Annotated in this window: 1 pseudogene; it reads right to left on the reverse strand. The window is 39.6% G+C overall.

Features of this window, described 5'->3' with window-relative positions:
- Nucleotides 1-34: 34 nt before the first annotated feature.
- A pseudogene (locus tag PPA04_RS09535) lies at nt 35-502 on the reverse strand (IS3-like element IS1163 family transposase); the annotation flags it as partial.

Below are 502 nucleotides of genomic sequence, written 5' to 3' on the forward strand. Positions count from 1 at the left end.
AATGCTCCTATGTCAATAAATGGCACATCTTTTTCTAAACACTCGTTCTAATTCTGTCGGAATTAAACCAACTGATGTAATTTGAGGTTCGGATTACCAAGTCCTCAAAATTGAAAAAAGTTGTTTGAAAGGCAAACTCTCTCTTCAACAATGAGTGAAAAGCTTCAATTGGCCCATTATCATAAGGATAACCTTGTTTTGAGTATGAGTGGCTAATCTGATGCCGTTCAAGTAAAGTTTCAACTTCGTTGCTGGTGTACTGTGAACCCATGTCAGAGTGAAAATATTGTGGCTTTTGATGACATTCAAGCGCCTGATTAATCGTTTCTACAACTAACGTCGCCTCCATCTGACGACCAATCTTGAAAGCAAGAACTTGATGAACCTTTGGTTCGTAAATAGAACTGAGATAACCCCAGGTTCCTGGACGTAATTCCAAATAAGTAATGTCAGCACGCCATATCCTTGCATTGGGCTGGTGCTTGATTAAATTGGGGCGTTG

Origin of the sequence: Pediococcus parvulus (assembly GCF_007990205.1) — a bacterium.
Classification (GTDB): Bacteria; Bacillota; Bacilli; order Lactobacillales; family Lactobacillaceae; genus Pediococcus; species Pediococcus parvulus.